This window comes from Occallatibacter sp., from assembly GCF_049582745.1.
Classification (GTDB): Bacteria; Acidobacteriota; Terriglobia; order Terriglobales; family Acidobacteriaceae; genus Telmatobacter.
Genome location: NZ_JBAUUO010000061.1, coordinates 1 through 22,738, shown reverse-complemented (window position 1 = coordinate 22,738; position 22,738 = coordinate 1). Strand labels below are relative to the sequence as shown.

General features: G+C 58.0%; 35 protein-coding genes and 1 pseudogene. 33 read left to right on the top strand and 3 right to left on the bottom strand.

What is annotated here, in order from left to right:
- The 32 genes from WCA10_RS08740 to rplQ all read left to right on the top strand — a co-directional run.
- On the top strand, positions 1-230 hold a 230-nt coding region (locus WCA10_RS08740; protein ID WP_472822120.1), incomplete at its 5' end, for an EF-Tu C-terminal domain-related protein.
- A 139-nt stretch (positions 231-369) separates the two neighbouring features.
- Positions 370-687 (top strand): 30S ribosomal protein S10, encoded by a 318-nt coding sequence (gene rpsJ, locus WCA10_RS08735; protein ID WP_348264174.1) that lies wholly within the window; start codon positions 370-372, stop codon positions 685-687.
- A gap of 145 nt (positions 688-832) precedes the next feature.
- Positions 833-1,558, top strand: a complete 726-nt coding sequence (gene rplC, locus WCA10_RS08730; protein ID WP_472822119.1) for a 50S ribosomal protein L3 — start codon at positions 833-835, stop codon at positions 1,556-1,558.
- A 113-nt stretch (positions 1,559-1,671) separates the two neighbouring features.
- Positions 1,672-2,340, top strand: coding sequence for a 50S ribosomal protein L4 (gene rplD / locus WCA10_RS08725; protein ID WP_472822118.1), 669 nt, complete (start codon positions 1,672-1,674; stop codon positions 2,338-2,340).
- On the top strand, positions 2,340-2,633 hold the full coding sequence (locus tag WCA10_RS08720) for a 50S ribosomal protein L23 (protein WP_472822117.1): 294 nt from the start codon (positions 2,340-2,342) through the stop codon (positions 2,631-2,633). The genes rplD and WCA10_RS08720 overlap by 1 nt, the downstream gene beginning before the upstream one ends.
- 153 nt (positions 2,634-2,786) lie before the next feature.
- Positions 2,787-3,611, top strand: a complete 825-nt coding sequence (rplB, locus tag WCA10_RS08715) for a 50S ribosomal protein L2 (protein WP_472822116.1) — start codon at positions 2,787-2,789, stop codon at positions 3,609-3,611.
- Between the two features lie 132 nt (positions 3,612-3,743).
- Positions 3,744-4,046, top strand: coding sequence for a 30S ribosomal protein S19 (rpsS, locus tag WCA10_RS08710; protein ID WP_472822115.1), 303 nt, complete (start codon positions 3,744-3,746; stop codon positions 4,044-4,046).
- Between the two features lie 46 nt (positions 4,047-4,092).
- Positions 4,093-4,611, top strand: coding sequence for a 50S ribosomal protein L22 (rplV, locus tag WCA10_RS08705; RefSeq protein WP_472822114.1), 519 nt, complete (start codon positions 4,093-4,095; stop codon positions 4,609-4,611).
- 24 nt (positions 4,612-4,635) lie between these two features.
- The gene (gene rpsC / locus WCA10_RS08700) at positions 4,636-5,304 is read left to right on the top strand and encodes a 30S ribosomal protein S3 (protein ID WP_472801264.1); all 669 of its coding nucleotides are present in this window, start codon (positions 4,636-4,638) and stop codon (positions 5,302-5,304) included.
- A gap of 112 nt (positions 5,305-5,416) precedes the next feature.
- The gene (gene rplP / locus WCA10_RS08695; protein ID WP_472822113.1) at positions 5,417-5,863 is read left to right on the top strand and encodes a 50S ribosomal protein L16; all 447 of its coding nucleotides are present in this window, start codon (positions 5,417-5,419) and stop codon (positions 5,861-5,863) included.
- A gap of 54 nt (positions 5,864-5,917) precedes the next feature.
- Entirely contained in the window at positions 5,918-6,316 is a 399-nt protein-coding gene (gene rpmC / locus WCA10_RS08690; RefSeq protein ID WP_472822112.1) for a 50S ribosomal protein L29, read from the top strand.
- A complete protein-coding gene (rpsQ, locus tag WCA10_RS08685; RefSeq protein WP_472822111.1) occupies positions 6,313-6,645 on the top strand; it encodes a 30S ribosomal protein S17 in 333 nt (110 codons plus the stop codon). Before rpmC ends, rpsQ begins: the two co-directional genes overlap by 4 nt.
- A gap of 27 nt (positions 6,646-6,672) precedes the next feature.
- Positions 6,673-7,044, top strand: a complete 372-nt coding sequence (gene rplN, locus WCA10_RS08680; protein ID WP_472803687.1) for a 50S ribosomal protein L14 — start codon at positions 6,673-6,675, stop codon at positions 7,042-7,044.
- 107 nt (positions 7,045-7,151) lie between these two features.
- Positions 7,152-7,478 carry a 50S ribosomal protein L24 gene (gene rplX / locus WCA10_RS08675; RefSeq protein ID WP_472822110.1) on the top strand — a complete coding sequence of 109 codons (327 nt, stop codon included), beginning with the start codon at positions 7,152-7,154 and terminating at the stop codon, positions 7,476-7,478.
- A 160-nt stretch (positions 7,479-7,638) separates the two neighbouring features.
- Positions 7,639-8,187 (top strand): 50S ribosomal protein L5, encoded by a 549-nt coding sequence (gene rplE / locus WCA10_RS08670; RefSeq protein ID WP_472822109.1) that lies wholly within the window; start codon positions 7,639-7,641, stop codon positions 8,185-8,187.
- Between the two features lie 100 nt (positions 8,188-8,287).
- Positions 8,288-8,473: a type Z 30S ribosomal protein S14 gene (locus WCA10_RS08665; RefSeq protein ID WP_348264187.1), complete on the top strand. Its 186-nt coding sequence runs from the start codon at positions 8,288-8,290 to the stop codon at positions 8,471-8,473.
- A gap of 158 nt (positions 8,474-8,631) precedes the next feature.
- Complete coding sequence (rpsH, locus tag WCA10_RS08660; protein ID WP_472822108.1) at positions 8,632-9,027, top strand: 30S ribosomal protein S8; 396 nt, start codon at positions 8,632-8,634, stop codon at positions 9,025-9,027.
- A 189-nt stretch (positions 9,028-9,216) separates the two neighbouring features.
- Complete coding sequence (gene rplF, locus WCA10_RS08655) at positions 9,217-9,756, top strand: 50S ribosomal protein L6 (protein WP_472822107.1); 540 nt, start codon at positions 9,217-9,219, stop codon at positions 9,754-9,756.
- A gap of 135 nt (positions 9,757-9,891) precedes the next feature.
- Entirely contained in the window at positions 9,892-10,239 is a 348-nt protein-coding gene (gene rplR / locus WCA10_RS08650; protein WP_472822106.1) for a 50S ribosomal protein L18, read from the top strand.
- A 111-nt stretch (positions 10,240-10,350) separates the two neighbouring features.
- Positions 10,351-10,857 (top strand): 30S ribosomal protein S5, encoded by a 507-nt coding sequence (rpsE, locus tag WCA10_RS08645; protein WP_472822122.1) that lies wholly within the window; start codon positions 10,351-10,353, stop codon positions 10,855-10,857.
- A gap of 2 nt (positions 10,858-10,859) precedes the next feature.
- Positions 10,860-11,051: a 50S ribosomal protein L30 gene (gene rpmD, locus WCA10_RS08640; protein ID WP_472822105.1), complete on the top strand. Its 192-nt coding sequence runs from the start codon at positions 10,860-10,862 to the stop codon at positions 11,049-11,051.
- 172 nt (positions 11,052-11,223) lie between these two features.
- Entirely contained in the window at positions 11,224-11,685 is a 462-nt protein-coding gene (rplO, locus tag WCA10_RS08635) for a 50S ribosomal protein L15 (protein WP_472822104.1), read from the top strand.
- 196 nt (positions 11,686-11,881) lie between these two features.
- Positions 11,882-13,267 carry a preprotein translocase subunit SecY gene (gene secY / locus WCA10_RS08630; protein ID WP_472822103.1) on the top strand — a complete coding sequence of 462 codons (1,386 nt, stop codon included), beginning with the start codon at positions 11,882-11,884 and terminating at the stop codon, positions 13,265-13,267.
- Between the two features lie 113 nt (positions 13,268-13,380).
- Positions 13,381-14,007: an adenylate kinase gene (locus tag WCA10_RS08625; protein WP_472822102.1), complete on the top strand. Its 627-nt coding sequence runs from the start codon at positions 13,381-13,383 to the stop codon at positions 14,005-14,007.
- A 53-nt stretch (positions 14,008-14,060) separates the two neighbouring features.
- The gene (gene map / locus WCA10_RS08620; RefSeq protein WP_472822121.1) at positions 14,061-14,813 is read left to right on the top strand and encodes a type I methionyl aminopeptidase; all 753 of its coding nucleotides are present in this window, start codon (positions 14,061-14,063) and stop codon (positions 14,811-14,813) included.
- 22 nt (positions 14,814-14,835) lie between these two features.
- Positions 14,836-15,090 carry a translation initiation factor IF-1 gene (gene infA / locus WCA10_RS08615; protein ID WP_472822101.1) on the top strand — a complete coding sequence of 85 codons (255 nt, stop codon included), beginning with the start codon at positions 14,836-14,838 and terminating at the stop codon, positions 15,088-15,090.
- A gap of 125 nt (positions 15,091-15,215) precedes the next feature.
- Complete coding sequence (gene rpmJ, locus WCA10_RS08610) at positions 15,216-15,329, top strand: 50S ribosomal protein L36 (protein WP_026445768.1); 114 nt, start codon at positions 15,216-15,218, stop codon at positions 15,327-15,329.
- Positions 15,330-15,564: 235 nt separating this feature from the next.
- A complete protein-coding gene (rpsM, locus tag WCA10_RS08605) occupies positions 15,565-15,951 on the top strand; it encodes a 30S ribosomal protein S13 (protein ID WP_472822100.1) in 387 nt (128 codons plus the stop codon).
- Positions 15,951-16,373 carry a 30S ribosomal protein S11 gene (gene rpsK, locus WCA10_RS08600; RefSeq protein WP_472807725.1) on the top strand — a complete coding sequence of 141 codons (423 nt, stop codon included), beginning with the start codon at positions 15,951-15,953 and terminating at the stop codon, positions 16,371-16,373. Before rpsM ends, rpsK begins: the two co-directional genes overlap by 1 nt.
- A gap of 146 nt (positions 16,374-16,519) precedes the next feature.
- Positions 16,520-17,149, top strand: coding sequence for a 30S ribosomal protein S4 (gene rpsD, locus WCA10_RS08595; RefSeq protein ID WP_472822099.1), 630 nt, complete (start codon positions 16,520-16,522; stop codon positions 17,147-17,149).
- Positions 17,150-17,307: 158 nt separating this feature from the next.
- Positions 17,308-18,402: a DNA-directed RNA polymerase subunit alpha gene (locus WCA10_RS08590; protein WP_472822098.1), complete on the top strand. Its 1,095-nt coding sequence runs from the start codon at positions 17,308-17,310 to the stop codon at positions 18,400-18,402.
- Positions 18,403-18,509: 107 nt separating this feature from the next.
- Positions 18,510-18,989 carry a 50S ribosomal protein L17 gene (gene rplQ / locus WCA10_RS08585; RefSeq protein WP_472822097.1) on the top strand — a complete coding sequence of 160 codons (480 nt, stop codon included), beginning with the start codon at positions 18,510-18,512 and terminating at the stop codon, positions 18,987-18,989.
- Positions 18,990-19,772: 783 nt separating this feature from the next.
- Here the strand turns inward: rplQ and WCA10_RS08580 are convergent.
- From WCA10_RS08580 to WCA10_RS08570, 3 genes and pseudogenes are all read right to left on the bottom strand, one after another.
- A complete protein-coding gene (locus WCA10_RS08580; protein ID WP_472822096.1) occupies positions 19,773-20,654 on the bottom strand; it encodes a DUF72 domain-containing protein in 882 nt (293 codons plus the stop codon).
- An 81-nt stretch (positions 20,655-20,735) separates the two neighbouring features.
- Positions 20,736-21,194 (bottom strand): VanZ family protein, encoded by a 459-nt coding sequence (locus tag WCA10_RS08575; RefSeq protein WP_472822095.1) that lies wholly within the window; start codon positions 21,192-21,194, stop codon positions 20,736-20,738.
- A 28-nt stretch (positions 21,195-21,222) separates the two neighbouring features.
- Positions 21,223-21,804: pseudogene (locus tag WCA10_RS08570) on the bottom strand (IMP dehydrogenase); the annotation flags it as partial.
- Between the two features lie 41 nt (positions 21,805-21,845).
- Between WCA10_RS08570 and WCA10_RS08565 the strand changes: the two are divergent.
- Positions 21,846-22,738: SurA N-terminal domain-containing protein (locus tag WCA10_RS08565; protein ID WP_472822094.1), on the top strand; the 893-nt coding region annotated here is incomplete at its 3' end.

The following is a 22,738-nucleotide window of genomic DNA, read 5'->3' as shown; positions in this document are numbered from 1 at the left end:
GTCATACACCGTTCTTCAAGGGCTATCGTCCGCAGTTCTACTTCCGGACTACAGATGTGACGGGAGTGGCGGAATTGCCCGAAGGCACAGAGATGGTGATGCCGGGCGACAACGTGGAACTGACGATCGAACTGATTACGCCGGTAGCCATGGAAAAGGGATTGCGGTTCGCGATTCGCGAAGGCGGACGCACGGTAGGCGCGGGCGCGATTTCGGAAATTATCAAGTAGCACGAGAAGCAGTGAACGAGTGAAGAAGTGAAGTGAGGTAGTGAATCAGTGAAGAAGTGAAAGAGTGAATCGGCGATACGTAGCTACTTCACTGGTTCACTGATTCACTGGTTCACTGGCTTCACCGAAGGGAAGCCAAATGGTAGGTCAAAGGATTCGAATTCGGTTGAAGGCATACGACTATCGCGTGCTGGATACCTCGACCGGCGAGATTGTGGAGACGGCCAAGCGCACCGGAGCAACGGTGGCGGGTCCGATTCCATTGCCGACGATCAAGAACAAGTACTGCGTGCTGCGTTCGCCGCACGTCGACAAAAAGTCGCGCGAGGCGTTCGAGATTCGCACGCACAAGCGACTGATCGACATTCTTGAGCCGACGCAACAGACGGTGGATGCGCTGATGAAGCTCGATCTCCCCGCTGGTGTGGACGTCGAGATCAAGGCGTTCGAAAAGTAAGTCATCAGCCGTCAGCTATCAGCTTTCAGTTGGATATGGGAGCGAGCGAGCGGCGAGGCCAAGCTGAGAGCTGAAGGCTGAAAGCTCTCTAACAAATTCCGGCAGTGCAGAGTCAAAGTGCTCTGCATGATGAGGTGAGGAAGATATGGCAGTCACAGGGATACTGGGGAAAAAGATCGGCATGACGCAGGTCTTCGATGAGAAGGGCGATGTGCACCCGATTACGGTGCTGCAGGCTGGCCCTTGCGTAATTACGCAGTTGAAGACGCTGGCCAACGACGGGTATGACGCCGCGCAGATTGGCCTCGTGGAATTCATCAAGACGAAGAACGTGACCAAGCCGCAGGCAGGGCACTTCGCGAAGACCGAAGCACCGCCGGTGAAGGTGATCAAGGAAGTGGATGTCGAAGCTTCCGCAGATGGCGAGGTCCAGACCAAGGCAGGCGATCGCGTGCTGGTGGACATCTTCCAGGATGCGAAGTTTGTAGACGTAATCGGAACCTCGAAGGGCCGCGGGTTTGCCGGCGTTGTGCGCAGGCACAAGTTTGGCGGCGGTCCGAAGTCACACGGACACATGTTCCAGGTGCAGGGTTCTATCGGTGCATCGAGTTTTCCGTCGCGTGTGTTTCCGGGTCAGAGAATGCCGGGGCACATGGGCGCTGCGCAAATTACGGTGCGTAATCTCCGCATTCGCGGTATCGACCTGGAAGAGAACCTGCTGATGGTCGAGGGGGCGGTTCCGGGGGCGCGAGATGGGTACGTGCTGATTTCGAAGGCGAAGACGCCGCCGCGCGAGCGCCGTGGATTTGCGGGTTCGACAACGGTCGATCCGTTGAAGGCTTCGAAGAAAGCAACGGCCAAGAGAAAGTAACCACCTGCGGTGGGGCCAATCGCGCCTTGCGGCGCACGAAATGCAGAGCTGGCGGAAGAGTGCCGGCGGAAGAGATTCAGAGCCGGATGCGAGTCCGGCGGAAGAAGAAGAAGATGGCAAACGTAGATGTTGTAAATCTGAACGGCGAAAAAGTGGGCTCGCTCGAACTGGCCGATTCGGTGTATGGCCAGGTGAACGAGGCTCTGCTCTGGGAAGCGGTGAAGCACTATCGCGCTTCTATGCGCCAGGGCACGCACAAGACCAAGAGCCGCACTGAAGTTTCGGGTTCCGGCAAGAAGCTGTGGAAGCAGAAGGGCACCGGCCGCGCTCGTATCGGCTCAGTCCGCTCGCCACTGTGGCGGCATGGTTACACCGTGCACGGGCCCAAGCCGCGCAGCTATGACTATGCGTTCCCCCGCAAGAAGCTGCAGGGCGCGTTGCGCTCGGCGCTCGCTTCAAAGCTGGCCGACGGAAAGCTCACGGTGGTGGATACGCTGGAGCTGAAAGAGGGCAAGACCAAGCTCTATCGCCAGGCGCTGGACAAGCTGGCCGTGACGCGTACCGCGCTGCTGGTCGAGAACGGCAAGACGCTCTCGCAGGCGCTGATGCTGGGCGCGCGCAATCTGAAGGGTGTCGAACTGGTTCTCAACAACGAAGTGCATCCCTACGATCTGCTGCGGTACGAGCGGGCCATCTTCTCCAGGGCCGCGATCGAGCAGTTGACGGAGTCTCTCGTGAAGACCGTTTCAAAGCGCAGCGCTGCGCAAACGGAGGCCGCGTAATGTCGAGTCTTTATACAGTGATTCGCCGGCCCTTGATTACAGAAAAGGGTTTGAGCGTAAAGGAAACCGAGGGCACGCTGGTGTTTGACGTGGCTCCGGATGCATCGAAGACAGAAGTAAAGCAGGCGGTCGAAGCTCTCTTCAAGGTGAAGGTGGCCGCGGTGCGGACTGCGAATGTGGTGGGCAAGGAACGCCGCCGCGGAAAGTTCGCGGGTTTCAGGCCGGACTGGAAAAAGGCTTACGTTCGGCTCAAAGCCGGCGAGAAGCTGCCAGAGTACGTGAGCAACCTGTAAACGAGTGAACAGTGGTCAGTGAACAGTGATCAACAAAGTTCAGAGTTCGCAGTTTGCCGAGTTGGAATATCGGAGCCGGTGAAGTAGAGAGGCTTCGGAGAAACGGGGAGAGCGGCGCAGAAGTCAGGCGCAAGCACTCCAGGACATAAGACGATGGCTATCAAGACATACAGACCGATCACGCCGACGTTGCGGTTTCAGACCTCGCTGGTCAATGACGACCTGACGACGGACAAGCCGCACAAGCCGCTACTGGCAGTGCGGAAGCGGACGGGCGGACGCCGCAACTCGGGCGACATGACGATTCGGCACCATGGCGGCGGACACAAGCAGAAGATCCGGCTGATCGACTTCAAGCGCGACAAGTTCGGCGTTCCGGGCAAGGTAGCGACGATTGAGTACGATCCAAATCGCTCGGCGCGCATCGCGCTGGTGCACTATGCTGACGGCGAGAAGCGCTACATCCTTCAGCCTGTGGGATTGAAGGTTGGGGCGACGGTGAGTTCCGGTCCCGAGGCCGACATCCTGGTAGGCAATGCGCTGCCGCTCAAGAACATTCCTGCCGGCACCACGGTGCATGCCGTTGAATTGCGGCCGGGTAAAGGCGCGCAGATGGCGCGTTCGGCCGGTGCGCAGGCCCAGCTGGTGGCCAAAGAAGGCGCCTACGCGCTGCTGAAGCTGCCTTCCGGCGAAACCCGCAAGGTGCTGGTGGAGTGCCTGGCGACCGTTGGACAGGTAGGCAATACCGATCACGAGAACGTGGCGATCGGCAAGGCGGGACGCAACCGATGGAAGGGCATTCGCCCGACCAACCGCGGCGTCACGATGAATCCTGTGGATCACCCACACGGCGGCGGCGAGGGCAAGACCTCCGGCGGTCGTCATCCGGTGACTCCGTGGGGCCAGCCGACACGTGGATACAAGACACGCAACAACAAGCGGACCGATGCGTTCATCATCAGCCGCCGGGCGAAGTAAAAAGGCAGCTTTCAGCTATCAGCTATGAGCTTTTAGCTAGGGCGGCGCAGAAGAGATTAAGTGAATTGCTTGAAGCTGGCTTAGGCACGAACAAGCTGACGGCTGAAAGCTGAGAGCTAGGAGCTGAAGTTTATGGCACGTTCAACGAAAAAAGGCCCGTTTGTGGATGCGCACCTTACGACGAAAATCGAGGTGCTCAACGTGGCCAACGATAAGAAGGTCGTCAAGACCTGGTCGCGGCGCTCGACGATCTTCCCGGAGTTTGTGGGACACACGATCGCGGTGCACAACGGCAAAAAGTTTGTTCCGGTGTACGTGACCGAGAACATGGTGGGACACAAGCTGGGCGAGTTTGCTCCGACGCGCACATTCAAGGGGCACACGGGCGGATCGAAGGCGGCGGAAGCGACGGCGAAGCCGGCGGGGCCGCGGTAGTTGAGATTCGGCGCAATGGGCGCCACTGAATTTGAGGAAGAGACCAATGGCAGTCGAGACAAAAGAATACCGGGCCGAGGCGAGGTTCCAGCGGGTGTCGCCGCAGAAGGCGCGGCTGGTGCTGGACCTCATCAAGGGCCGGGGAGTTCAGGAAGCGCTGGAGACGGCGCAATTCACCAAGAAGCGGATTGCTCCGGTGATTCACAAGCTGCTGACTTCGGCCGTGGACAACGCGAAGTACGTGTCGGGCGAGCGGGGGATCGATCTGGACGTCGACAACCTCTATGTGAAGCTGGCGATTGCCAACGACGGTCCGCGCATGAAGAGGATCCGGCCCGCTCCGATGGGGCGCGCGTATCGCTACCAGCGCAGGCTGACGCACATCATTTTGTCGGTGGCCGAGCGCGATGGCGGAAACTCGCACCTGGTGACCAAGGCCGACGAGCCGGAGACGGCTGCGAAGTCGACCAAGAAGACGGCCGCAAAGAAGACAGTTTCGAAGACGGCAAAGAAATCAGCGGCGAAGAAGCCGGTTGCAGCAACGAAGAAAAAGGCCAAGAAGTAGGCCGAGAGGTTTGAGGAAAAAAGTATGGGACAGAAAGTCCACCCTTATGGATTCCGGCTCGGAGTAAACAAGCCATGGCGTTCGCGCTGGTTCTCAGAGCGCGACTATGACAAGCTCCTTGTCGAAGACGTGAAGCTCAAGGCTGAGCTCCGCGAAAAGCTCAAAGCTGCCGGCGTGAGTTCGGTGGAAATCGAGCGTCCTGGCAACAAGCTGCGCTTCCTGATCCGCACCGCGCGTCCGGGTATCGTCATCGGCCGCAAGGGAGCGGAGATCGAGAAGCTCAAGACCGAGCTCGGCAAGCGCACCAACCGCGAAGTGTTCATCGACATCATCGAGGTGAACAAGCCGGAGCTGGATGCGCAGCTGGTGTCGGAGAATATCGCGCTGCAGCTGGAAAAGCGCGTAAGCTTCCGCCGCGCCATGCGCAAGAGCGTGGATTCGGCGCTGCGTTTCGGCTGCAAGGGAATCAAGGTGCGTGTCTCAGGCCGTTTAAACGGCAACGAAATCGCGCGGTCGGAGTGGTATCTGCAGGGGCGGTTGCCGCTGCACACGCTGCGCGCGGATATCGACTACGGGTTTACCGAGGCGCACACCACCTACGGCGTGATCGGCGTGAAGACGTGGATCTATCGCGGTGATATTTATGAGCAGAAGCGCCGCCAGCCCGCGCCCGCAGGTTCGGGGGTGTTTTAAAGGCAGTTCACTGTTCACAGTTCGAAGTTCACAGTTGCGAACAGCGCTGATGAGCGGCAAGAACTGAGAACTACGAACTTAGAACTTTGAACTGAGTTTTGAGGATTTCGCTATGTTGATGCCGAAGAAGGTTAAGTTCCGGAAGCAGCAGAAGGGCAAGCGCCGTGGTAAGGCGTGGCGTGGTTCTTCTCTGTCGTTCGGTGAGTACGGTTTGAAGGTCCTGGAGTGCGGCTACATCACTGACCGGCAGATCGAGGCCAGCCGTATCGCCATGACCCGCTTCATCAAGCGCGGCGGCAAGATCTGGCTTCGTCTCTTTCCGGACAAGCCGATTACCAAGAAGCCGGCCGAAGTCCGTATGGGTTCGGGCAAGGGCGCACTCGATCACTGGGTAGCAGTAGTTCGTCCCGGCAAGATCCTGTTCGAGATGGAAGGCGTGACGCCGGAGATCGCGCAGGAAGCGATGCGGCTGGCTTCGAACAAACTGCCGCTGAAGACGAAATTCGTGCAGCGTCCGGGCGCCGAGAAGACAGCAGCGGTTGAAAAGAAGTCGGCCTAGGGAAAGACGCGCCGCTGGTTCCCGCGGGGATTGGCAGGGCGCCGGAGAGAAGAGATGGAACTCGCAAAGATTCGTAGTTTGAGCGACGACGAACTGCTGCACCACGAGAAGACCTCGGGGGAACAGCTGTTTCGGCTTCGCTTCCAGGTTTCGATGGGGCAGAGCGACGGAGTAAAGAAGCTCCGCCAGTTGCGCAAGGAGATCGCACAGATCAAGACAGTTTCGCGTGAGCGCGAACTGGGTATTCGCGGCGCACAGCATGAGCTGGTTTCGACTCTGCCCGCGGGCGAAGAGAAGAAGAGCGCCAAGAAGACCGTGAAGAAGGCCGCGAAGCCGGCGAAGGCCAAGGCCGGCGCAAAAAAGAGCGTTAAGAAGGGCCCAAGGTCCAGCGCCAAGAAAAGCGCGAAAAAGACTGCAGCGGCCAGCGCAACGAAGAAGGGAGCCGGTAAATGACGGTAGCAACAGAGAAGCAGGCGCCGGCGTCCCGGCGTAACGAGAAGGTGGGCAACGTGGTTTCGACCAAGATGCAGAAGACCATTGTGGTCGAGGTCGAGATGCGCAAGGCCCATCCGAAGTACAAGCGCATTGTGAAGAGCTCGAAGAAGTTCTACGCGCACGATGAGCAGAACTCTGCGCGGCTGGGCGATGTGGTTCGCATTCGCGAGACGAGGCCGCTTAGCAAGTTGAAGCGGTGGTCGCTTGAAGAGATTGTGCGGCGTTCGTCGCTGGCGCAGATTGAAGACACGGCTGGAACAGCCGCTGAAGTAGAAGCCGCCAAGTAGGCGGAGCGGTTCTAAGGAGAAGAATCCATGGCTGTGCAAATGAGAACCATGCTCGCGGTGGCCGACAACTCCGGCGCGCGCAAGCTGCAGGTAATTCTGCCCCTGGGCGGCGGACTCGGCAAGATCGCCGGTCTGGGCGATGTGGTGACCGCAGCGGTGAAGGAAGCTTCGCCGGATGGCACGGTGAAGAAGGGCAAAGTGGTAAAGGCGGTGATTGTCCGCACCCGCAAAGAGCATCGTCGCCGTGACGGAACCTATATCCGCTTCGACGAGAATGCGGCGGTGGTAATTGACGACGCCCACGAGCCGGTAGGAACGCGCGTGTTCGGGCCGGTGGCTCGCGAACTGCGTGAAAAGAAGTTTTTGAAGATCGTGTCGCTGGCACCGGAAGTGGTGTAACGAGTTCGTAGTTCAGAGTTCGTAGTTCGCAGTTAGTGAATGCGTTGAACTGTGAACCCGAGCACAGAACTAAGAACTGTGAACTAAGAACTGTTTCGGAGAAACAAATGCCGAGTTTGAACATTCGTCGTAACGATGTGGTGAAGGTGCTCGCGGGTTCCGATAGCGGCAAGACCGGGCGTGTGCTGCGCGTGTTTCCCGACAAGGGAACGGTGCTGGTGGAGCACGTGCGCGTGGTGAAGAAGACGGTTTCGAGCAAGCAGGGACAGCGGACCAAGGGCGGCATCGCGGAGCACGAGTCCCCGATCAATGTGTCCAATGTGGCCCTGCTGTGCCCGAACTGCGAAACGGCCACTATCGGCTACAAGGTTGAAGGCACCAGCAAGCAGCGGATTTGCAAGACGTGCGGCAGCGAGTTGCCGACGAAGAAGTAATAAGCAGTTATCAGTCATCAGTTCTCAGTCTTCAGTTGTTGTTGCTGCAAGTCGAAAGACATGGTGATCTGAAAGCTGAAGGCTGATGGGAACCCTTCCGAAACGGTACACGGATCGAGAGCGATCCACCCCGAAGACCGGAAGAAAGAGAGTGAAGGAAATGGCAGCAAGGCTGAAAGAGAAGTACAACAAGGAAATAAAGCAGGCGCTCAAGAAAGAACTGGGCATCGAGAACGCGATGGCTGTTCCGCGGCTCGATAAGGTCGTCATTAACATGGGCCTGGGTGAAGCGACGCAGAACACCAAGCTTCTGGATCCGCTGGTTGCGGATTTGACGCAGATTACCGGTCAGAAACCGGTGATGACCAAGGCGAAGAAGTCGATTGCAGCCTTCAAGGTGCGTGCCGGCATGTCCATCGGAGCGATGGTGACGCTGCGCAATGAAAAGGCGTACGAATTTCTCGACCGCCTGATTTCGACGGCACTGCCGCGGGTTCGCGATTTTCGCGGCGTGTCGACAAAAAGTTTTGACGGGCGCGGCAATTACACGCTCGGACTGCGCGACCAGCTGATCTTTCCCGAGATCGATTACTCGAAGGTTGAAAAGCTGAAGGGCATGAACATCACGATCGTGACCACGGCGAAGGACGACAACTCGGCTCGTGCACTGTTGAAGGCCTTCGGCATGCCGTTCCGGCAAGGGGCGTAACGACAGTTCGTAGTTCACAGCTTTAGGGCTGATGAGCCGTAAGAACTGAGAACTAAGAACTCAGAACTCAGAACTCAGAACTGTGAATGATTGAGGATTTATGGCAACCACTGCAAAGAGAGTGAAGGACGCGCGGAAGCCGAAGTTCAGCTCCCGCAAACACAACCGGTGCAAGCTCTGCGGACGTCCGCGGGGATACCTGCGGAAGTTTGGGATTTGCCGCTTGTGTTTCCGTGCGCTGGCGCTCAAGGGAGAGATCCCCGGCGTCGTGAAGTCGAGCTGGTAGTAAAGACAGTTGGTAGTTCAGAGTTCTTAGTTCGCAGTTTCACCGTCAACTTAGAACTACGAACCACGAACTTAGAACTGGGGCGTAAGCCCCACGCATTCCCGCTGGTTCTCCTGTTGAAGTGAGACCGGGAGCGAACGGGGAATGAAGGAGAAGGAATGAGTCTGACCGACCCAGTAGCAGATTTTCTGGCGCGGATCCGGAATGCGATCCGGGCGCGTCATCAGAAGCTGGATGTGCCGGCTTCCAAGTTGAAGACCGAGATTGCCCGCATTCTCAAGGAAGAGGGCTACATTTCGAACTACAAGACGCAGGAAGAGGATGGCAAGCAGATTCTTCGCGTGTACCTGAAGTACGGCGGACAGGAAGCGGCCATTCGCGACCTTGCGCGCATTTCGCGTCCCGGCTGCCGCGTGTACATCGGCCGCGACGAGATCAAGCGCGTTCAGGGTGGACTCGGCATTTCGATCATGACGACCCCCAAGGGCGTAATGACCGGACGCCAGGCACGCCGCGAAGGCGTCGGCGGCGAACTGCTCTGCGAGGTCTGGTAAGAGCAGTGAAGAAGTGAAATCGTGAAGAAGTGAAACGGCGGTGAGCCTTTGCCGTGGCTGCGATGAGTTCTTTCGCTACTTCACTTATTTACTTGTTCACTTTTCCGGCTGCAGTGGAACGAAAAACGTTGAAGGTGATCACTGACAACTGCTTTTCGGGACTCGCAAGCCAAGTGAAGGATTGATTCGATGTCGCGTATTGGTAAGAAAGTGATTCCGCTGCCCTCCGGCGTGAAGTACAGGGTTGAGGGCAACACGGTTCTGGTGGAAGGGCCGAAGGGCAAAGTGTCGGCACTGGTTGCGGACGGCATTTCCCTCGAGACCAAAGACGGTGCGCTGCATGTGAACCGCGCCAGCGAAGACAAGGCTGCGGTCCACGGGCTGACGCGCGCGCTGGTATTCAACGCGGTCCACGGAGTGACGAAGGGCTGGACGAAGGAATTGGACATCGTCGGCATCGGCTATCGCGCGGAGTTGAAGGGCAAGGGCACAGTGGTGTTTACGCTGGGCTACTCGCACCCCATCGAAGTTCCGCTGCCTTCGGGCATCGAAGTGGCAATCGATCCGAAGCAGACGCATCTGACGATCACCGGTATTGACCGGCAGAAGGTTGGCCAGGTTGCCGCCGATATGCGTTCGCTGCGCAAGCCCGATCCGTACAAGAACAAGGGTGTGCGTTACTCGGACGAGAAGCTGAAGAAGAAGGCCGGCAAGACGGGCGCGAAGTAAAGCAGGGATCAGGTTTGAGGGATCAGTAAGAAGCTTCTGAAGAGAACGTGTTAATTCAACTGAGCCCTGACATCTGAAACCTGGGATAACCGAACGGGGCCGTAAGGCGGCTCCGCTGATAGGAAAGAGACGAAGATGATCAAGAGAAACGAAATTCGCCAGCGGATTCACTCGCGCATCCGCGCGAAGCTGGCAGGCACCGGTGAGCGGCCTCGGCTGAATGTGTATCGTTCGCTGAATCATATCTACGCGCAGGTGATTGACGACCAGAAGGGTGTGACCATTGTGTCCGCCTCGACACTGGCCGCGAAGTCGAAGACTGGCGGCAACGTGGCCGCCGCCAAGGAAATCGGTAAGGTGATCGCGGAGAAGGCGCAGGAGAAGGGCGTCAAGAAGGTGGTCTTCGATCGCGGCGGCTTCCTGTATCACGGGCGCATCAAGGCCCTTGCCGAGGCAGCGCGCGAGGCAGGGCTGGAGTTTTAAAAGCAGTGAACAGTGAAACAGTGCACAGTGCACAGTGAAGACTCCGAAATGGTGAGAGCATCCAAGTCTGACCACTGATCACTGTCCACTGAAAGAGACGAGAGAGCAATGATGATTTCGAATAAGAAACTCGATGCCAACCAGTACAACCTGAAGGATCAGGTGGTTTCAATTAACCGCGTGACCAAGGTGGTGAAGGGCGGCAAGAACATGTCGTTCGCCGCGCTCGTTGTGGTCGGCGACGCCGCTTCGGGTGTGGTGGGCTACGGATCGGGCAAGGCCAAGGAAGTTCCCCAGGCTATCCGCAAAGGAATTGAAGCGGCCAAGAAGAACCTGGTTCGCATCAACCTGACCGAAACAACGATTCCGCACCAGGTACTGGGGCGCTTCGGCTCGGGCCACGTGCTGCTGAAGCCGGCTCCCGAAGGAACGGGCGTGATTGCCGGCGGCGCGGTGCGCGCGGTGATGACTTCGGTCGGCGTGCAGAACGTGCTCACCAAGAGCCTGGGAACGGCGAACCCGCATAACGTCATCAAGGCAACGTTCGACGCGCTGATTCAACTGCGCGACAAGAGCTACGTGGCCACGGCGCGCGGCAAGCAGGTTGAGGAGCTTTAATCATGGCTGAGACCAAAAAGATTCGCATTGAATACTACCGCTCAAAGAACTCCACGCCCGCCAAGCACAAGGCGGTGGTGAAGGGACTTGGCTTTACGCGGCTCAACCAGATCGTCGAGCGCGTGGACAACGAATCGATTCGCGGCATGGTGAAGACGGTGCCGCACCTGGTTCGGATTTTGGAAGAAAAGTGAAAAGAGTGAAAAAGTGAAACGGTGAAAGATCCTTCGGACCTCCACACTGATTCACTTCCTCACTGATTCACTTCTTCACTGATTCACTTCTTCACTGTTTCACTTCTTCACTGTTTCATCAAACGCGAGTCGTCGGGGATCAACCCTGTCGGCGCTATCAGCGAGGAAAATCATGGCAAAGAATCTATCGAATTTGCGCGCGCCCAAGAAGGCTAACACCGGGCGCAAGCGCGTGGGCCGGGGCATGGGATCCGGCATGGGCAAAACCTCGACCCGCGGCCACAAGGGCCAGGGTTCGCGTTCCGGCTTCAGCCTGATGCGCGGCTTTGAGGGCGGCCAGATGCCGCTGCACCGCCGGCTTCCAAAGCGCGGTTTTACCAACATCTTCCGCACCGAGTACAGCGTGGTGAATCTTGACCGGCTGGCCGAGCTTTCCGTGAAGGAAATCGGCCTCGACGACTACAAGAAACTGGGCCTCGTCTCGAGCAAGAAGGCGCTGATCAAGGTGCTGGGCCCGGGCGAGTTGACCTCGGCCATCACCGTTCATGCGCACAAGTTTTCAAAGTCGGCTATCGAGAAGATCGAGAAGGCCGGCGGCAAGGCCGTGGTGGCGGGAGCGCCGGCGGCAGCGTAGGACACCCCTCCCAGGTCTCAGAACCGGGACCTGGGCACCCCATGTGTCCGCGAACACCGCCAGTCTGCCTTCACGGCTGCCAAGATCGAAAGCTGAAGGCATCCGGCGGAATTCGAGGACAGGTGGCGACCTTCGCGCTTACACTGGATTTTGGCAAGATTCGAGCGGCGTCATCGCCTGAAGCGGAAAACCAAACATGCTTGAGAAGTTTCTGAATATCTTCCGGATTCCTGACCTGCGCAAGCGGGTTCTGTTCACACTGGGCATTCTCGCCGTGTACCGCCTGGGTGCGTTTATCCCCACGCCCGGCGTGAACGCCCACCAGCTTGCGCTCATGTTCAACGCGCAGAACGGATCGGCGCTGGGCCTGATGGACCTGTTTGGCGGCGGAAACCTGCGCCGCATGACCATCTTCGCGCTGGGCATCATGCCGTACATCACGGCGTCGATCATCTTCCAGTTGCTAACCGTGGTCTATGAGCCATTGGCGCGCATCCAGAAGGAAGGCGAACTCGGCCGCCGGAAAATCACGCAATGGACGCGCTATGTGACCATTGTGCTGGCTGCCCTGCAGTCCATCGGCATTTCAGCTATCCTCACCAAGGAAGGTTTGGTTTACCATCCTGGCATCGGATTTAGCCTTATGACGGTGCTGACCCTGACGACGGGATCCGGTTTCATCATGTGGCTCGGCGAGCAGATTACGGATCGCGGCATCGGCAATGGTATGAGCTTGCTGATCTTCGCCGGGATCATTGCAGGCCTGCCCCGCGGCGTGGGCGACATCGTCGCCAAGGTGCAAACCGCTGCCTGGGGAAACTTTACAATTTTTGCCGTGCTGCTGCTGGTCCTGGGCATGATCGCGGTGGTTGCATTCATCGTCTACGTAGAGCGTTCCGAGCGCCGCATTCCCATCCAGAGCGCCCGGCGGATTGTTGGCCGGCGAATGATGGGCGGCTCGTCCAGCCACCTGCCGCTGAAGGTGAACTCCGGCGGCGTGATGCCGGTCATCTTTGCCAGCTCGATTCTCTCGGCGCCGCTGCTCTTCGGGCAGATGGATTGGGTGCAGAGCAACCGCTTCTTCCAGCCGATCATCCAGGCGCTGGCCCCGGGCTATCCCTGGTATGAACTGCTGTACATGCTGGGCATCGTCTTCTTTGCCTACTTCTACGTTTCAATCGTGATGAAGCCGGACGATATCGCCGACAATTTCCGCAAATCCGGATCGTTTATTCCCGGCATCCGGCCCGGCAAGCGCACTTCAGACTTCATCAACGACATTCTCACGCGCATCACGCTGGTCGGCGCGCTCTATCTCATCATCATTTCCCTGGTGCCCACCTTCCTGATTTCGGGTATCCGTTTCGACAAGATCTGGCTGATTGGTAGGTTTTTTGAGAGTTTGCCTACCTGGGCTACACATGGTTTGGGGGTCAATTTCTACTTTGGCGGCACCTCGCTGCTGATCGTAGTGGGTGTCGCTATGGACACTGTCAACCAGATCGAATCGCAGCTGATCATGCGCCATTATGACGGCTTTTCCCCGCGTTCCGGTCGTATACGCGGAAGGAAAAACTGGTAATGTCGTCGTCTGCAGCAAGTGTTGAAAGTGGACAAGAAGCAGCAGTAGAAGGAGATCGAGGGTCGGCAAGGATGATCGTACCTGGACCGATTCTCCTCTTAGGAGCACCGGGCGTGGGGAAGGGTACCCAGGCCAAGGAATTGGTGCAACATTGGGGGATACCCCAGATTTCGACCGGAGACCTGCTCCGCGCCAATGTGAGTCAGGGCACGCCGCTGGGAAAGACGGCAAAGGAAATCATGCACCGGGGAGAGCTGGTTCCGGACTCCCTCGTGAATGAGATGGTGGCCGTCAGACTTCAACAACCGGATACGGTTAAAGGTTACATTCTGGATGGGTTCCCGCGGACGCTGGCGCAGGCGCACTGGCTGGATGGGCGCCTGGCAACGCAAACAGAAGCTTTGCCTCTGGTTGCCGTCAGTATCCAAGTGGATTATAATCAGTTATTGCGCCGCATTACGGGGCGCAGGAACTGCCCGGTCTGCCAGACCATCTACAACATCTATACGAAGCCGCCCCAGCGGGCTGGTTTTTGTGATGTTGAAGGGGCTGCACTGATCCAGCGATCCGATGACACGGAGAAGGCTTTTGCAGAGCGCATGCGCGCCTACGCGGCCCAAACCGCGCCTGTGATTGAGCACTATCGGGAGCTGGGGCGCTTTGTAGAAGTGCCTGGAGATGGGCCGATAGCCGCGATTGCGGCTGGAATTGTTTCTTCCGTTGAGCGGCTGCGCCAATAGCGCGGTGCGCGAACGGGGTTTTGTGCGTGAAGTGGAGTCGAAAGGGCAAGGAAGTGGCGGTCGTACTGAAGTCGTCTCTGGAGATCGAAAAGATGCGCCGCGCGGGCAAAGTTGTCCGCGAGGTGCTGGAGTTGGTGCGCAGCCAGGTCAAGCCGGGCGCCACCACCCTGGATCTCGAAAAGGTGGCCGAGGCGCGCATCGCTGAATTGGGCGCCAAGCCGGCCTTCAAGGGATATCACGGATTTCCCTGCGTGCTCTGCACCTCGATCAACAATGAGGTCGTGCACGGCATTCCTTCGAAGAAGCGTGTCCTCAGGGAAGGGGACATCGTTTCGGTCGATTGCGGTGCAATTGTCGACGGCTACTACGGCGACGCCGCCATTACGGTGCCGGTGGGCGAGAAGATTGCTCCCAACACGGCAAAGCTGCTCGAGGTGACAGAGAAGTCGCTGCATGCGGGCATCTCGGTGGTGAAGCCGGGAGCGACGCTGGGGGATATCGGCAGCGCGGTACAGAAAGTGGTCGAGGCCGAGGGATTCTCCGTGGTACGCGATTTTGTGGGCCACGGAATTGGCAGCCACATGCACGAAGATCCGCAGGTGCCGAACTTTGGCGAAGCGGGTTCAGGCATGCGGTTGCGTGCGGGAATGGTGATCGCGATTGAGCCGATGGTGAATGCCGGCAAGCCGGATGTGCGCGTGTTGCGCGATGGCTGGACGGCGGTGACGGGCGATGGAAGCATGAGTGCTCATTTTGAGCACACGGTGGCGGTTACCGACACCGGGGCAAAGGTTCTGACCGAATAGCAGCAAGATATCGGTCCAAAACTTGAAGGGTGCGGAAGCATCCAGAAGTGGATACAGTTTGTCGAAGGAAGACGCGATTGAGGTCATGGCAACGGTTACAGAAACGTTGCCCAACGCCATGTTCAAGGTGAAGCTCGAGACGAATCACGAAGTGCTGGCTCACGTCTCGGGAAGAATGCGCAAGAACTTCATCCGCATTTTGCCGGGTGACCGCGTAGCCGTTGAGCTCAGTCCGTACGACCTGAACCGCGGGCGAATTGTGTACAGGTATAAGTGAACAGTGATCAGTGCACAGTGATCAGTGAAGGAATCAAGACAAGTTCTGATCACTGTCCACTGTTCACTGACCACTGAGATTTGAACCGCGTCGTCGGCAGATGCGCGGAGAAGGGCAGTAGAGCAATGAAGGTCCGTGCATCGGTAAAGAAGATTTGCGTGAAGTGCAAGGTCATCAACCGCCGCGGGGTGGTTCGGGTGATCTGCGAAAACGCAAAGCACAAGCAGCGCCAGGGCTAGTTCAGCCTGGCAACGAAGCGGAAACTCCACACGAGTTCTGAGTTCGTAGTTCAGAGTTGAAGAGTCGAAAGTGGGCAATTTGTGACTCTGAACTTAGAACTTTGAACTGCGAACTTCGCACAGGGGCTAGTTAGCTTGAGTCAAGGCTTGCGATGAACCCCCGAGTGAACCGCAATAACCCGTGCGAACCGGCTGAGGCCGGAGGCACAAGAACCGAAGTGGCAAAGGATTCAGAATGGCACGTATTGCTGGCGTCGATCTGCCCCGCAACAAGCAGGCCCGGATCGCGCTTACCTACATCTACGGCATCGGCAATCCCCGGTCGCTGAAGATTCTGGAGAAGGCGAATGTTGACGCCCACAAGAAGGTCCAGGATCTCGGCGAAGAAGAGGTAAACCACATCCGCCAGGTGATCGAGGACGAGGGTGAAGTCGAGGGCGATCTCCGCAAGGATACCCAGATGCACATCAAGCGCCTCATCGATATTCAGAGCTATCGCGGCAGCCGGCATCGCCGGTCGCTGCCGGTACGTGGACAGCGCACCCACACCAATGCCCGCACCCGCAAGGGGCCGCGTAAGGGCACGGTGGCGGGCAAGAAGAAAGCGACGGCGAAGACCTAATGGCGAAACCAGAACAGAAGGCCGCAGCCGGCAAAGCTGGCAAGAACAAGAAATTCAAGAAGCGCGAGCGCAAGAATGTGCCGTTTGGCATTTGCCATATTCAAGCCTCGTTCAACAACACCATCGTGACCATCACCGACCAGGTGGGCAACACGCTCAGCTGGAAGAGCTCGGGTTCGCTCGGCTTCCGCGGTTCGCGCAAGGGCACGCCGTTCGCGGCGCAGCAGGCTGCGTCGAATGCGGCATCCATGGCGCGCGATCACGGTCTGCGGGCAGTCGACGTGCGCGTTGCCGGTCCGGGATCGGGCCGCGAGTCGGCCATCCGTGCGCTGGCAGCAGCAGGCATTGACGTTCGCTCCATCCGCGACGTCACGCCGGTTCCACACAATGGTTGCCGTCCGCCGAAGCGGCGCCGCGTATAAGACGCGGCGAGTTCGCAGTTCAGAGTTCTTAGTTCACAGTACCGAAAACTAAGAACTACGAACTTAGAACTCAAAACTAAACATGGGCCGGGAGGAAGTCTCCTCCGGAGATGTAAACCGGCCGACATCCGAAGTCAGGAGAAGAAATGGCTCGTTATACCGGAGCAGTATGCCGCCTTTGCCGTCGCGAGGGCACCAAGCTCTTCTTGAAGGGCACCAAATGTTTATCGGACCGTTGCCCGATTGAGAAGCGCAACTTCCCGCCGGGCATGCACGGCAAAGATCGCAAGGCCAAGATTGTGGGCTACGGCCTCCAGTTGCACGAAAAGCAGAAGGCCAAGCGCATGTACTTCACCCTCGAAGGCCAGTTCCGCGAGTACTACGAAAAGGCCAACCGCGCGCCAGGCGTCACCGGCGAACTGCTCATCCAGCAGTTGGAGCGTCGCCTTGACAACGTGGCCTACCGGCTTGGTTTCGCTATTTCGCGCCGCCAGGCTCGCCAAGTGGTTCGCCACGGTCACGTTTCCGTTAACGGCCGCAAGGTGAACATTCCTTCGTTCCAGGTGAACGTCGGCGACGAGATCGCGATTCGCGAAGCAGCGAAGAAGATGATCATCGTCGAGCAGGGCACGCAGTATGCCGCGCAGAACCCGGTGCCGGTGTGGCTCGAAGCGAATTTCGAAAACATGTCTGGGCGCATTCTCAGCCTGCCCAAACGCAAGGATGTCAACCTCCCGATCAACGAACAGCTGATCGTCGAGTTGTACTCGAAGTAAAGAAACAGTTCAAAGTTCGTAGTTCAGAGTTCGCTCCGTTCGTGCGAGCAACTGTGAACTACGAACTTAGAACTATGAACTCAACCACAAGGAGAACTTGCGCGGCCGCCGCAAAATGCATCGCGACGTACCTGCCGCGCGGGAAAAGAGATAACGATATGCTTTGGAGAGGATTCCAAAAACCGAAGCGCCTGGCAGTCGATGCCGAGACGCTCAGCGAAACATTTGGCAAGTTCAGCGCCCAGCCCTTTGAGCGCGGATTTGGCACAACCATCGGCAATGCCCTGCGCCGCACGCTGCTCAGCTCCATCGAAGGCGCCGCAGTCACCGCGGTTCGCATCGAGGGCGTGTTGCACGAGTTCCAGTCGATCGCCGGCGTCGTAGAAGACGCGACCGACATTATCCTGAATCTCAAACAGATTCCCTTCAAGCTTGTGGGCGACGGTCCCAAGGCGCTGTACCTTCGCGCTGACCACCCCGGCGTGGTTACATCAGGAATGATTGAAGCTGACGGTGAAGTGGAGATTCTGGACAAGAACGTCTACATCGCCACCGTCTCTGAAGGCGGTCGGCTCGAGATGGAAATGCGTCTGAAGCGCGGCCGCGGATACATCTCAGCCGACAAGAACTTCGACGCGGATCTCGGCCTCGGATTCATTCCTGTGGATTCGGTCCACTCGCCCGTGCGCCGCGTGAACTACGTGGTCGAGGCAGCTCGCCTGGGCCAGATCACCGACTACGACAAGCTGACTCTTGAAGTCTGGACAAACGGTGCGGTTCTGCCTGCCGATGCTGTCGGTCTGGCCGCGAAGCTGCTGAAGGACCACATGAACATCTTCATCAACTTTGAGGAAGAGATCGAAGCTGAGTCGCGCAGTGAAGAAGGCCGCGTGATGCTGCGCAACGACAACCTGAACCGCTCCGTCGAAGAGCTGGAACTGTCGGTCCGCAGCTACAACTGCCTGAAGAATGCGAATATTCAGACCATCGGCGAACTGGTGCAGAAGACCGAAGCCGAGATGCTGAAGACCAAGAACTTTGGCCGCAAGAGTCTGAACGAGATCAAGGAAATTCTCGCGCAGATGGGCCTTTCGCTGGGTATGAAGATCGACGAGAGCGGCAACGCCGTTCCAGGGCCGACCAGCATTCCGCCGGCGACCGCACTCGCTGCCAACTACAGCAGCTACGACGATGAGGACGAGCCGCTGGATTCGGTCGATCTCCAGTTGCCCACCGAGACCGAGAACTTTTAAAGGCAGCCGTCAGCTATCAGCTTTCAGCCATTAGCAAGATTCGGATGCGCTGAAAGCTGAGGGCTGATAGCTGATAGCTCACAAGATTCGAAAGCGAGTAATACGTCATGCGCCATCGCAATGCAGGATTCAAACTCGGACGCAACACCAGCCATCGCCGCGCGCTGCTGCGCAACCTGGTCACGTCCGTCATCGTAGAAGACCGCGTGGAGACCACCGTGGCCAAGGCCAAGGCGGTGCGTCCGCACGTAGAAAAGATGATCACGCTGGGCAAAAAGGGCGACGTGCATTCGCGGCGCCAGGCGCTCAGTTTTCTTATGACCGACAAGGCAGTCGAGCGCCTGTTTGACACCGTGGCCCCGCGCTACGGCGATCGTCAGGGCGGCTATCTGCGCATTGTCCGCACCGGCTTCCAGAAGGGCGATGGTGCCGAAAAGGCATTCATCGAACTGCTGGGCGCTGAGAAGCAGCTCGACGAGAAGCGTCAGAAGCGCGACGAAGTGAAGGCCAAAAAGCGCGCTGAGCTCGAGAAGCAGCTTGAAGAAAGCAAGAAGGACGAAGAAAAAGGCGGCGAAGAGGCCGCGTAGTTCTACCGGCTCCTCGCCTCCTGTTTTTCGTCGCAAGTCCAGGTGCATCGTCCATCACGGGCGATGCGCCTTTTTTCTGCGAGAATCTCTTCGGCGTCCCGAACCTTTTCCGTCTTCCACCCGAAGTACAGATCGGAGACCGCAAATTGCTCGACGAACGGGAACTCTGGAAGAAGATCTCCGCAGGCAACGCCCAGGCCTTTGACACCTGGTACCGCGAGACCGCCCCGCGGCTGCACAGTTCAGTCATCGTCTCCTCATCGCGCTCATACTCATACACAAAGCGCAGCTTCTCTTCCGTCACACCGCTCGCTCTCCAGAGCATGAGGACGTTGTACGGCCTCAGGCCCCACTTGCAGTGTCAGGAATCTCCCCGGTTCAATATGTCAGCCATCTCCCCGGTCCGTACCTTCGCAATGTCAATACCCCACTCTCTGAAAATTCGCGCCATCTACCTCATTCTGTTCACGATATTTTTCTCGGAGTTTTGCAGGTTATTTCTTCCAATTTCGTACAATTTCTCTCAGTAGCGAAAAGCGACAGGATGTCGACTGAGGTGACCTTGTGAGCAAGTAGCTCAACCCCGGGGACACTTCGCCACAATCCGGGACGATCATGACTCCAAAATGGTGCAAATGTCATCAAGTCCTTATTTTTGAAGACTTTACCGATTAAGTTGCTTGTTTTCAATCATTTACGAGACCACTTCCGAAGCTAACCGCCCCGGAATCAGGACTTTACCTGAAAACAGCATATCGAGGGAAGAGTGTTGGACCTGCCGGGTTAAGCGAGCTCGGCGATTCGTTTGCCCAGGCTCATCGCGTCGAATGGGGCGCGAACTTTGACGTCATCGTCGAAGTACACAAAAACATCGCGAGCCGTGCGTTTTGGCCCGGGTTCGGAATGTACCCTCTTCCCATCCGAAACTTCTTTTCCGCGCGACCATGCAATGACTCTGCGGGCCCAAACGTCGATAGCATCCGCGGTATAGCCGTTGGGGTAGAGCTTCTCGCTGCCGTGCAAGCGGCAATAAACAATGTCCGCGGTAACGTCCATCAGGCATGGCCACTTCACTGAATCCGCGACCACAAGGGCGATATTGTTCTCACGAAGCAGCGCGACATATTCGGGAATTGCGAAGCTCTTGTGGCGGGTTTCAACAGCGTGATGAAGCGGCAGGTCTTCTTCAACTTCCAGCCATGAACGGCTTGCCATCCATTCGTCGCGTTGCCGCGCATAGGCTGCCGCCTGTTTTTGTGTGCGCGGCAGAAGCTTGAAGAAGTTCCCGAGACGCGTCAAGTCGATGGAGAAGTTTGGCGGGAACTGCCACAGAATCGGCCCCAGTTTTTTGCCGAGCCGCAGCAGTCCCTGTGCAAGGAAGTTCGCCAGTGCTGTCTCGACATTCTCAATCTTGCGAATGTGCGTGATGAACTGCGAGCCCTTGATGGAGAAGACAAAATCGTCGGGTGTGTCCTTGCTCCATGCCTGAAAGCTTTGCGGCCTCTGGGTCGAGTAGAAGGTTCCGTTCAACTCGATGGAATTGAGCTGGCGCGAGGCGTACTCAAGTTCGCGCTTCTGCGCGAGATCCTCAGGGTAGAAGGTTCCTCGCCATTCGTCGTAGCGCCATCCGGCGATACCGATGCGAATTTGTCCATGTTGGCTCATTTGATCTTGGACGCGCTAGATTGGACTAGCGACCGCAATTTCACACCGGCAGTGTATCAGGCGCCGAGAATATCGCGATGATCAAGCCGCCTTTGAGAGGCGGTTAGGCCATCTCAGGCGAATGCAGAGATAGGTGATCAAAAGCAGCACCACGGCGCCGCAGCAATCGAGCAGCACGTCCGAAGGTACACCGGTGCGATTGGGCAGGAAGGATTGATGGAACTCGTCGGAGCTCGCGACCAGCGCAGTGCCCAGTAGCGCGAGCGTGGCATTCCGCAGGAAGCCCGCACGGGGCAGGCTCAGCCACCAGGCGCGCAGCCACAGCAGCCCCATGGTGCCGTAGCCAACAAAGTGGCCGGTCTTCCGAACGACATGATGGAAAAGCTGCCAGCGTTCGTCGCTGACCCGCCCGAAGATGTGCTCCCATACCCAGCGCAGTGGCCCGCTGGTCTGATCGGCGCCGAAGTACGCGGTCGATTCCATCACGATCACGCAAATCGCAAGAAACACCGGCATCCAGGCGCGAATCCAGAAGCGCATCGATCGTCGATCGGTCGTATTCGTCGGCCTATTCAACGTGGTAATTCGGCGCCTCACGGGTGATGATAACGTCGTGCACGTGGCTTTCGCGAAGGCCGGCATTGGAAATGCGCACAAACTGCGCCCTCTCCTGCAACTCTGCGATCGTGTTGCACCCGAGATAGCCCATGCCGGAGCGAAGACCGCCGACAAGTTGGTAGACCATGGCTTCGAGCGGCCCGCGATAGGGAACGCGGCCCTCAATGCCTTCAGGAACGAATTTTGCCAGGCGGTTTTGTCCGTTGCGTTCACGCTGGACCACGCCTTCCGTGTCAATTTCCTTGGCAAGATCTTCGGCGCTCTGGAAGTACCGTTCGCCCGATCCCTGGCTCATGGCCGTCAGCGAGCCCATGCCGCGATAGCTCTTGAAGCTGCGGCCTTGGTAAAGGATGGTTTCGCCGGGGCTCTCGTCCACGCCGGCAAAGAGCGATCCAATCATCACGGAGTTGGCGCCCGCGGCGATTGCTTTTGTGACCTCGCCGGAATACTTGATGCCGCCATCGGCGATGACCGGGATGCCGCGTTCGCGAGCCGCACGCGCAGCCTCGGCAATGGCGGTAATCTGCGGCAACTGCCGCGCCCAAAAGGAAAGCTGGCCCTGGTTTATAATTAATGTCTCTCGCAAAATTCTTCGGGGTACTCAACGAAATGATTCGATTTCTGCAAAGACCTGGGCCGCTGAAGAAGTATCTGCTTGGCGGCCTGCTGATACTAATCAGCGCGACCATGGTGATCACCCTGATTCCGGGCGGAAGCCTGGGCAGCGCGTTGGGCTTTGGTGGCGGCGCCGGGCAAGGAGTGTATGCCAAGGTCGGCGACCAGGACGTCACCATGCAAGACGTGCAGCAGCGCGCGCAACAGGCGATGCGGCAATCGGGATACCCGGCGGCGCTGCAGCAATTCGTGAGCGGCCAGGTAGCGCAGCAGATGGTGGTGCGCAGCGCCATGATGGTCGAAGCTTCGCACCTGGGCCTGCGCGTGACCGATGACGAGCTGCGCGAGGAGTTGCGCTCTGGGGCGCTGGGAGCCCAGTTGTTTCCCAGCGGCAACTTCATCGGCCAGGAGCGCTACGAGCAGTTCGTCTCCCAGCAATTCGGCATGAGCGTCCCGCAGTTCGAGCAGCAAGTAAAAGATGAGCTGCTGCTGCGCAAGCTGCAGGGCATGGTCGAAGGCGCGGTCAGCATTTCCGATGCCGACATCCAGCAGGAAGCCCGGCGCGACAACACCAAGGTCAAGCTGGACTATGCCGTGCTCTCGCTCGACAAGATGATGAGCGAGATTCATCCCAACGAGGCTGAGCTGAAAGCGTTTTTCGTCATAAGCCAGGCGCATTACGCCAACGCGATCCCGGAGAAGCGCAAGGCTGACTATCTGGTGATCGACAACGCCAAGGTCTCCGAGCAGGTCGAGGTCACGCGCGAGGATGTGCTGCGCTACTACAACCAGCATCGCGATGAATATCGCGTGCCGGACGAAGTGAACCTGCGCCTCATCCAGGTGCGCAC

Bases quoted from the DNA above. Each gene is read 5' to 3' on its own strand.
- rpsJ (WP_348264174.1), top strand. From the start codon at position 370: ATGGTAGGTCAAAGGATTCGAATTCGGTTGAAGGCATACGACTATCGC.
- rplC (WP_472822119.1), top strand. From the start codon at position 833: ATGGCAGTCACAGGGATACTGGGGAAAAAGATCGGCATGACGCAGGTC.
- rplD (WP_472822118.1), top strand. From the start codon at position 1,672: ATGGCAAACGTAGATGTTGTAAATCTGAACGGCGAAAAAGTGGGCTCG.
- WCA10_RS08720 (WP_472822117.1), top strand. From the start codon at position 2,340: ATGTCGAGTCTTTATACAGTGATTCGCCGGCCCTTGATTACAGAAAAG.
- rplB (WP_472822116.1), top strand. From the start codon at position 2,787: ATGGCTATCAAGACATACAGACCGATCACGCCGACGTTGCGGTTTCAG.
- rpsS (WP_472822115.1), top strand. From the start codon at position 3,744: ATGGCACGTTCAACGAAAAAAGGCCCGTTTGTGGATGCGCACCTTACG.
- rplV (WP_472822114.1), top strand. From the start codon at position 4,093: ATGGCAGTCGAGACAAAAGAATACCGGGCCGAGGCGAGGTTCCAGCGG.
- rpsC (WP_472801264.1), top strand. From the start codon at position 4,636: ATGGGACAGAAAGTCCACCCTTATGGATTCCGGCTCGGAGTAAACAAG.
- rplP (WP_472822113.1), top strand. From the start codon at position 5,417: ATGTTGATGCCGAAGAAGGTTAAGTTCCGGAAGCAGCAGAAGGGCAAG.
- rpmC (WP_472822112.1), top strand. From the start codon at position 5,918: ATGGAACTCGCAAAGATTCGTAGTTTGAGCGACGACGAACTGCTGCAC.
- rpsQ (WP_472822111.1), top strand. From the start codon at position 6,313: ATGACGGTAGCAACAGAGAAGCAGGCGCCGGCGTCCCGGCGTAACGAG.
- rplN (WP_472803687.1), top strand. From the start codon at position 6,673: ATGGCTGTGCAAATGAGAACCATGCTCGCGGTGGCCGACAACTCCGGC.
- rplX (WP_472822110.1), top strand. From the start codon at position 7,152: ATGCCGAGTTTGAACATTCGTCGTAACGATGTGGTGAAGGTGCTCGCG.
- rplE (WP_472822109.1), top strand. From the start codon at position 7,639: ATGGCAGCAAGGCTGAAAGAGAAGTACAACAAGGAAATAAAGCAGGCG.
- WCA10_RS08665 (WP_348264187.1), top strand. From the start codon at position 8,288: ATGGCAACCACTGCAAAGAGAGTGAAGGACGCGCGGAAGCCGAAGTTC.
- rpsH (WP_472822108.1), top strand. From the start codon at position 8,632: ATGAGTCTGACCGACCCAGTAGCAGATTTTCTGGCGCGGATCCGGAAT.
- rplF (WP_472822107.1), top strand. From the start codon at position 9,217: ATGTCGCGTATTGGTAAGAAAGTGATTCCGCTGCCCTCCGGCGTGAAG.
- rplR (WP_472822106.1), top strand. From the start codon at position 9,892: ATGATCAAGAGAAACGAAATTCGCCAGCGGATTCACTCGCGCATCCGC.
- rpsE (WP_472822122.1), top strand. From the start codon at position 10,351: ATGATTTCGAATAAGAAACTCGATGCCAACCAGTACAACCTGAAGGAT.
- rpmD (WP_472822105.1), top strand. From the start codon at position 10,860: ATGGCTGAGACCAAAAAGATTCGCATTGAATACTACCGCTCAAAGAAC.
- rplO (WP_472822104.1), top strand. From the start codon at position 11,224: ATGGCAAAGAATCTATCGAATTTGCGCGCGCCCAAGAAGGCTAACACC.
- secY (WP_472822103.1), top strand. From the start codon at position 11,882: ATGCTTGAGAAGTTTCTGAATATCTTCCGGATTCCTGACCTGCGCAAG.
- rpmJ (WP_026445768.1), top strand. From the start codon at position 15,216: ATGAAGGTCCGTGCATCGGTAAAGAAGATTTGCGTGAAGTGCAAGGTC.
- rpsM (WP_472822100.1), top strand. From the start codon at position 15,565: ATGGCACGTATTGCTGGCGTCGATCTGCCCCGCAACAAGCAGGCCCGG.
- rpsK (WP_472807725.1), top strand. From the start codon at position 15,951: ATGGCGAAACCAGAACAGAAGGCCGCAGCCGGCAAAGCTGGCAAGAAC.
- rpsD (WP_472822099.1), top strand. From the start codon at position 16,520: ATGGCTCGTTATACCGGAGCAGTATGCCGCCTTTGCCGTCGCGAGGGC.
- WCA10_RS08590 (WP_472822098.1), top strand. From the start codon at position 17,308: ATGCTTTGGAGAGGATTCCAAAAACCGAAGCGCCTGGCAGTCGATGCC.
- rplQ (WP_472822097.1), top strand. From the start codon at position 18,510: ATGCGCCATCGCAATGCAGGATTCAAACTCGGACGCAACACCAGCCAT.
- WCA10_RS08580 (WP_472822096.1), bottom strand. From the start codon at position 20,654: ATGAGCCAACATGGACAAATTCGCATCGGTATCGCCGGATGGCGCTAC.
- WCA10_RS08575 (WP_472822095.1), bottom strand. From the start codon at position 21,194: ATGCGCTTCTGGATTCGCGCCTGGATGCCGGTGTTTCTTGCGATTTGC.